The sequence below is a fragment of the Synechococcus sp. R6-10 genome (assembly GCF_047461815.1).
Lineage (GTDB): Bacteria > Cyanobacteriota > Cyanobacteriia > Thermostichales > Thermostichaceae > Thermostichus.
In genome coordinates, this window is the sequence record NZ_JANSHW010000217.1 from 1 (window position 1) to 7290 (window position 7290).

Below are 7290 nucleotides of genomic sequence, written 5' to 3' on the forward strand. Positions count from 1 at the left end.
AACAAACAGAATGCTATCGCTGCATAGTTGAACAGTGATGTTCAGCAGTGTTCAGCGTAAATGTATCAGCACAATGAATCCCGTTCCTCTGTATGTGGCGGCAACAGCTCACGGGTTTGGGCACGTTACCCGTCTGGCGGCGGTCGTGAATGCTTTGCTGCGGCGGGATCCCCATGTTCTGCCCATCTTTGTTACGCCGGCTCCCCGCTGGCTCCTGGAGCGTTACGTGGAGGGGAAGTTTCTCCATCGGCCGCGGGCGTTGGATGTGGGGGTGGTGCAGCCGGATGGGCTGCAAGCGGATCTGCCGGCTACGTTGGCTGCCCTCAAGGCGTTTAAAGCCAGCGCTGCGGAGCTTATTCGAGAAGAAGCGGATTTCATTCGAGCCCAGGGGGTGCCTTTGGTGTTGGCGGATGTGCCGCCCATTGCTGCGGCGATTGCCCAGGCTGCTGGGATCCCTTGCTGGATGGCCAGTAATTTTGGCTGGGATTTCATCTATCAGGAGTATGGCCCGGAGTTTCAACCGTTTGTGGCCTGGGTTCGGGAGCTCTATGGGCAATGTGACCTTCTGTTTCGCCTGCCCTTTAGCGAGAGCATGGTCGCGTCAGCGGTGCGGAGCACTAGCGCTTTTCCGCGTCAGCAGGAGGTGGGGCTGACGGGATCGGATCCCCGCTACCCACCAGAAGAGGTCGCCGCCCAGTTGGGGTTACACCCGGATCAACCCAGGGCTTTGTTCACCTTTGGCGGGCTAGGGGTACGGGGGTTTCCTTACGAGCGGCTCCAAGATTTTCCCGACTGGCAGTTTCTCACCTTTGATCCGGAAGCTCCCCCCTTGCCCAACTTGCGGGTTTTGGATGGGCGGGTGTGGCGACCGGTGGATGTGATGCCCCTCTGCCGCTGGGTGGTGTCCAAGCCGGGCTATGGCACTTTGGCGGAGGCCCTGCGCAGCCGCACACCTATGGCCTGTGTTACCCGCTCTGGGTTTGCCGAGTCGCCGTTGCTGGTTGAGGGTCTGCAGCGCTACGGCTGGCATCGCATCCTCTCCCCAGAGGAGTTTTTTCAAGGATCCTGGGACTTTTTGCGGGATCCCGCCCACCCACCCCAGAGGCCGGATGGATTGGATCTGCAGGGGAATGAAACCCTGGCTGCTGCCTTAGAGGCATTCCTGCGGGGAAGGGATGCCGGGTAGCATAAAGGGCAGCTTCCTGCAGCGGATCCCATGGCCAGCAGCTCGACAGAATCTCTGCGGCAACTGTACGAAGAATTGCCCTACCCCAATGTGGCGATTGAGGCCTCGGGCCGCAACGCCATTGACGGGTTGTACCGCCTAAGTTTGACCACCGCCCAATACGCCCGCACCCGCGCCATTGTGCCCAGCGAAGGCGCTCTCATTTTGAATGCTGGCTGCGGCTCGGGCTGGGAAACGTTGATCTTGGCGGAGGCCAATCCGGGGGCGCGGCTGGTGGTGTGCGACCTGTCGGCAGAGTCGGTACGGGTGACGGAGCGACGCTTGCGCTACCACGGTTTCGGAGAGGTGGAGTTGTATGTTCTCGACCTGTTGGATATCGAACAGTTGGGGTTGGAATTTGACTTCATCAGCCTTAACGATGTGCTCTATCTGCTGGACGATCCGGTGGCGGGGCTAAAAGCCCTCAAGCGGGTTCTCAAACCTGACGGGATCCTGCGGGCCAACCTGCACCACGCCTACCAGCGGGAGGTGATCTTTCGCCTACAAGAGGCGTTTCGGCTGCTGGGGCTGTTTGATCTACCCACTCCTGAGGCCTGTCAGCGGGTACGGGAATTCATGGCCAGTTTGGCCTCGGACGAAATGCGGGCAGCCCTGCGCTGGAACCCTGAGATCTACAAAGACAACACAAACATCCGGGCCAACTACCTCTTGCCAGGAGACAAGGGCTTCCTGATCCCCGACCTGATGCGCATGCTCGAGGAAGCTGAGCTGGGCCTGGTTTGTCTGGTGGACTATGCCGACTGGGATCCGGCGCTTTTGTTCAAGGAGAGGGCCATGCCCCCCTGGTTGCAAGCTGAGTTGGACAAGCTCTCGCCTGCGGATCAAAATCACTTTTATGAGCTGATCTACCCCAACCATCGCCTCATTGACTTTTGGGCGGAACACCCCGGCTCTTCCTTGGTCTTGCCCTGGAGCGACGCCGATTGGCTGGGGGGCAGGGTGCAGCTTAACCCCATCCTGACCGACAACGTCGAATTTCGCCAAAACTTCGCCAAAGCCTACGAGAAGAAGCTGGAGTTTGCCATGAATTGGCCGGGGGCTAGCTATGGACGCCTAACCATTCCAGCTCCTCAGATGGCCTGGCTGGGATCCCTGTTGCAGGGGCCAACGGCAGTGAAAGCCTTGATTGAGCAAGCGGCCCAGGTCAACAAGTTAGAGCTGGAAGCGGCCCGGGAGGAAGTGCTCACCTACCTGGCGGGGCTGGAGTCGTTTTTGTTTGTGATGTTGGATCCTGCACCCGTTCCAGGAGAAGGAGTTTTTCCAATCGCTTGAGATCCCCGAGCCTTTCTCCCAAGGGTAGAGGGAAGCCAATGGGCCGGTTCACGGCAACTTGGAACGACTATTGAGGGATTGAGGCTCTGCCGGGCTGCAAGAACGGTCTTGGGCAGATGTCAGATGGGAAGAGATCCCTCTCTAGCGATCCACCAGGCGCAGCTCGAAGGTGAGGATGTTGGCAGCCAAAATCTCCAAAGCCCCGCCCTCAATGAGGTCGCGAGTGAGGGCAGCCCCGGAGCCACTTTGTTGGATCAATTCGCGGCTGCGGCGCACCGTCTCCTGTCGCTGGGGGTCGTCCACAACCACCTGCCGCTGATTGGACAGGCTGAGGCGATAGAAATTGGGCAGATCCCCCCGGGTGGCATCAATGGCCAGATTGGTCTCTTCAGGGGCTACGCGGAAGGGGGCACGGGCGGTGAGCAGAGCCACCTGGATATCTTGGTCTCGCCCATCAAGGCCCTGCAGCTCGGATATATCGATCTGGAAATTGAGGGTATCGCGGTCACGGGTAAGGCGATTAACCCGTACCTGGTTAAAGCCGACGGCAAACTCTCGTTCCGGCTCTCCAAATCGCTGGATGGTGGCCTGCAAGACTGACTCTTCGTTGAGGGGGGTAACCCGAATGAGGTAATCCCAGTCCCGCACAAAGGTGTACTCGTTGGGCCCCACACGGACGTTGGGATCCACCAAGTTGGCGGTGGGGCCAGGGCTGCCGGCCCGGCTGAGAGCTACCATGTACCAGTAGTTGGGGCTGATGGGCAAGCCCAGGGTCATGCGTACTTCCAGCACTGGCCGCGCCCAAGCGGCAACAGCCGTGAGAGCCGTTATGGCCATGGCTCCCAAGCAACTCCACAGCCAGCGCTGAGGAGGAAAATTAAGCCGCGGCGGGCAAGAGCAAGTGATGGCTGGGGTTCTCATTCAAGCCTCTTCAACTCTCCGGCAGGTGGCGGCAGCCTGAACTCCTTTCCTGCTCACTCTGGAACAGTCTAGCCAGGAATGGCGTGCCCTCAACAGGGGATCCCAAGGGTCGGCGGCGGAGCGCCAGCAGAAGTTTTCGTTAAGCAGTGATGATTCGGTGTGGAGGATGGCTATGCGCATTGCTCAGATTGCCCCTTTGCATGAGAGTGTGCCCCCCAAGCTCTACGGCGGCACCGAGCGGGTTGTGTCTTGGCTCACCGAAGAGCTGGTGCGGCGGGGGCATGAGGTGACGTTGTTTGCCAGCGGCGACTCCCAAACCCAGGCTCGCCTCATCCCCTTTCGGGAGCGGGCTTTGCGTTTGGATCCCACGGCCATCGACACAGTGGCTCCTCATGTTTTGATGGTCGAGAAAGCCTTTCAGATGGCCGACGAGTTTGACATCATCCACGGCCACATCGACTACTATCCCTATGCCCTGGCCCGTCGCCACCCGCAGGTTTCTTTTTTGGCCACCCTACACGGGCGACTGGACATTCCGGAGCTGCAGCCCCTCTACACCGAGTTTCAGGACATTCCGGTGGTCTCCATCTCCAACGCCCAGCGGCTGCCGCTGCCCCAGGCCCGCTGGGTGGGGACGGTCTACCACGGCTTGCCCCTGGATCTCTACCGTTTCTATCCAGAAAAGGGGGACTACCTGGCCTTTTTGGGCCGGGTCTCCCCGGAAAAAGGGCTGGACACGGCTATTGAAATTGCGGCGCGGGCAGGGATGCCGCTGAAGGCTGCTATCAAGATCGATGCGGTGGATCGCCAGTACTACGAGTTAGAAATTAAGCCTTTGGCCAGTCGCCACCCCAATGTGGAGATCATAGGGGAAATCACCGACCAAGAGAAAAGCGAGTTTTTGGGCAAGGCCTATGCGGTGCTGTTTCCCATCCGCTGGCCGGAGCCCTTTGGGCTGGTGATGATTGAAGCGATGGCCTGTGGCACGCCGGTAATTGCCACCCGTTTTGGCTCAGTACCCGAGGTAATGGCCGACAGGCGCTCCGGCTTTATTGTCGACTCGGTGGAGGAAGCAGTGGAGGCTGTGGAGAAGGTGGGATCCCTGAGCCGAGCCGGGGTGCGGCAGGTGTTTGAGGAGCGGTTCAGCGTGGAAAGAATGGTGTCGGACTACGAGGCTCTCTACCGCCAACTGGTAAACGAGCGGCAGGAGATGTCGCGAAGAAGGCAGCTTAATAAGGCTTAGATGGGCCAAGTAGCAGCTAGGGCTGCTGGGCTGCATCGGGGGGCCCCTGCTTCTTCGCCTTCTTTGAGTGGACCGATAGCAGTAAGCTGTTCGCGTAGGAGACCGGCTGGATAGGGATCGAGAAGACCGAGATGGCAGAAGACATCATCCAAATTCAAGATCAGTACTACATCCGGGCCAGCGCCTCTTGGGTGGAGGCACGCTCTCATGTTCTCAAGCATGACAACTGCTTTGCCATCTTTGACCGGCGAGGGAACATGCGCCCCCTCGGCATCCGGGATCATGGCCTCTTCCGGGACGACACCCGCTTTTTGTCCCGCTGGGTGTTGGACTTGCAGGGAAAGCAGTTCCTGCTGCTCAGCTCAGAGGTGCGGGAAGACAAAGATATTTTGGCGGTGGATCTGACCAACCCGGAGTTCACCACCTCAGAGGGGCAGTTTATCGGTCAAGATACCCTGCATGTTCTACGGACTACTTTTCTGTGGAACAACGTAGCCTACGAGCGCATTCGCATTCACAACTACGGCTCGGAGCCGTTTCGCGTGCCGATTACCCTGCGCTTTGAGGCGGACTTTGCCGATATTTTTGAGATCCGGGGCATCCGACGGGCCCAGCGGGGTCAAGTGCTGCCGGCCCAGGTGAATCCTGAGGGAGTGGTTCTCCGCTACCGCGGCTTGGATGGAGTGGAGCGGCAAACCCAGTTGCAATTTTTGCCGGCGCCGGAGCTAGTGTCGGAGAAGCTGGCGCAGTGGTGGGTGCCTTTGGCCCCGCAGGAGGAACGGGATCTGGAGCTGAGGGTGATCTGCGGCTATGGCGGGGAGGAGATTGCCCCTTTGACCTACCAGGAGGCTCTGCAGGCGGAGCGGGAGCAAAGGGCTTCCTTGCGGGCGCAAGCCCACCGGATCGACACCGGCAATGCTCAGTTTAACGATTGGCTCAACGCCTCACGGGATGATCTGCTGATGATGCTCACCCGCACTCCCTACGGGCTTTATCCCTATGCGGGGGTGCCTTGGTTTACCACGGTCTTCGGGCGCGACGCCCTGATCACCGCCCTGGCCACTCTCTGGTGGTTTCCAGACTTGGCGCGGGGGGTGCTGCTGTATCTGGCGGCCCACCAGGCCCAGGAGGTGGATCCCAGCCGCGATGCCGAGCCTGGCAAGATCCTGCATGAGCAGCGCTCCAGCGAGATGGCCAAGACGCGCGAGATCCCCTTTGGCAATTATTTCGGCAGCATTGACTCCACCCCTTTGTTTGTGGTGCTAGCAGGGCGCTACGTGCGCCGCAGCGGCGATCTAGAGCTGTTGCGGCAGCTCTGGCCAAACATCGAAGCAGCCCTGCACTGGATGGACACTTACGGGGATGCGGACGGGGACGGCTTTTTGGAGTATGCCGGCAAGGCGCGGCGGGGCCTGCGCAACCAGGGCTGGAAAGATTCTGAAGATGCCATCTTCTACCCGGACGGATCCCTGGCAGAACCCCCCTTGGCCCTGTGCGAGGTGCAGGGCTATGCCTACGAAGCTAAGCAGTTGGCAGCAGAGATGGCCGAGCTGCTGGGGCGGCAAGAGCAAGCAGCCCAGTTGCGACAACAAGCGGAAGAGCTGCAGCAGCAGTTTTGGGATCACTTCTGGTGCGAAGAGTTGGGGGGCTATGCCCTGGCTTTGGATGGCCAGAAGCAACCCTGCCGGGTGCGCAGCTCCAACATGGGCCACTGTCTGTTTTCGGGGATTGCCCATCCCGAGCATGCTGCCTGCATTGCCCGGCAACTGCTGGAGCCAGCTTTCTTCAGCGGCTGGGGGATCCGCACGGTGCCGGAGGGAGAGGGGCGCTACAACCCCATGTCCTACCACAATGGCTCCATCTGGCCCCACGACAATGCCTTGATTGCCGCAGGCTTATCTCGCTATGGCTTCAAGGGCGAAGCGGTGCGGGTCTTGACAGCGCTGTTCGATGCCAGCCAGTTTCTGGAGCTGAAGCGGCTGCCTGAGCTGTTTTGTGGCTTTCGGCGGCGACAGCGGGAGGGCCCCACCCTTTATCCGGTGGCCTGTCTGCCCCAGTCTTGGGCGGCGGCCAGTGTGTTTTTGCTGCTGCAGGCTTGTCTGGGGCTGGAGATCGACGGGCTGGCCCAACGGGTGCATTTGACCAAGCCCACTCTGCCCCTGTGGCTGCCCCACGTCATCCTTGAGAATGTGCAGGTGGGCCAGGGATCCCTGGACATCGGTCTCTATCTGCAGTCAGGAGGGGTGGGGATCAACATTCTCAGGAGTGCGGGGGACGTGGAGTTGACGGTGAAATAGTTGCAAAATTCAGGACATCCGCAACCCAACCTACAACTAAGTTTCACCTGCCAAATGTGGCGATAGGGACACAACTCAACAGTTCAGACAGCCTCTCCCTATCTCACATCATCAGATGCATCATCAGACACGTCATCAGAAGTTCTACTCTTGAATGTAGAGCTGATCCAAATTCCACAATGGCCCCAGAATGGGTCGGGGATCCACCCCTTGAATGCGGTTGCGCAGGGCTGAGAGAACCAGGGGGTTGAAAGTGCCAATTTGGGGCAGCTGTTCCTGGATGATGATTTGAAACCGGTCGTAGAGGGCCT

Annotated in this window: 5 protein-coding genes; 4 read left to right on the forward strand and 1 reads right to left on the reverse strand. The window is 59.6% G+C overall.

Annotated features, from left to right (window positions below):
- Positions 1-37: 37 nt before the first annotated feature.
- Positions 38-1186, forward strand: a complete 1149-nt coding sequence (locus NW837_RS06930; protein ID WP_414330148.1) for a glycosyl transferase — start codon at positions 38-40, stop codon at positions 1184-1186.
- Between the two features lie 30 nt (positions 1187-1216).
- The gene (locus tag NW837_RS06935; RefSeq protein ID WP_414330150.1) at positions 1217-2518 is read left to right on the forward strand and encodes a class I SAM-dependent methyltransferase; all 1302 of its coding nucleotides are present in this window, start codon (positions 1217-1219) and stop codon (positions 2516-2518) included.
- A gap of 141 nt (positions 2519-2659) precedes the next feature.
- Here the strand turns inward: NW837_RS06935 and NW837_RS06940 are convergent, their stop codons facing one another.
- On the reverse strand, positions 2660-3355 hold the full coding sequence (locus NW837_RS06940) for a hypothetical protein (protein WP_414330153.1): 696 nt from the start codon (positions 3353-3355) through the stop codon (positions 2660-2662).
- 256 nt (positions 3356-3611) lie between these two features.
- Here NW837_RS06940 and NW837_RS06945 point away from each other — a divergent pair, with 256 nt between their 5' ends.
- Both NW837_RS06945 and NW837_RS06950 read left to right on the forward strand, forming a co-directional pair.
- The gene (locus tag NW837_RS06945; protein ID WP_414330155.1) at positions 3612-4682 is read left to right on the forward strand and encodes a glycosyltransferase family 4 protein; all 1071 of its coding nucleotides are present in this window, start codon (positions 3612-3614) and stop codon (positions 4680-4682) included.
- Between the two features lie 131 nt (positions 4683-4813).
- A complete protein-coding gene (locus NW837_RS06950; protein WP_414330157.1) occupies positions 4814-6979 on the forward strand; it encodes a glycogen debranching N-terminal domain-containing protein in 2166 nt (721 codons plus the stop codon).
- Positions 6980-7290 lie beyond the last annotated feature (311 nt).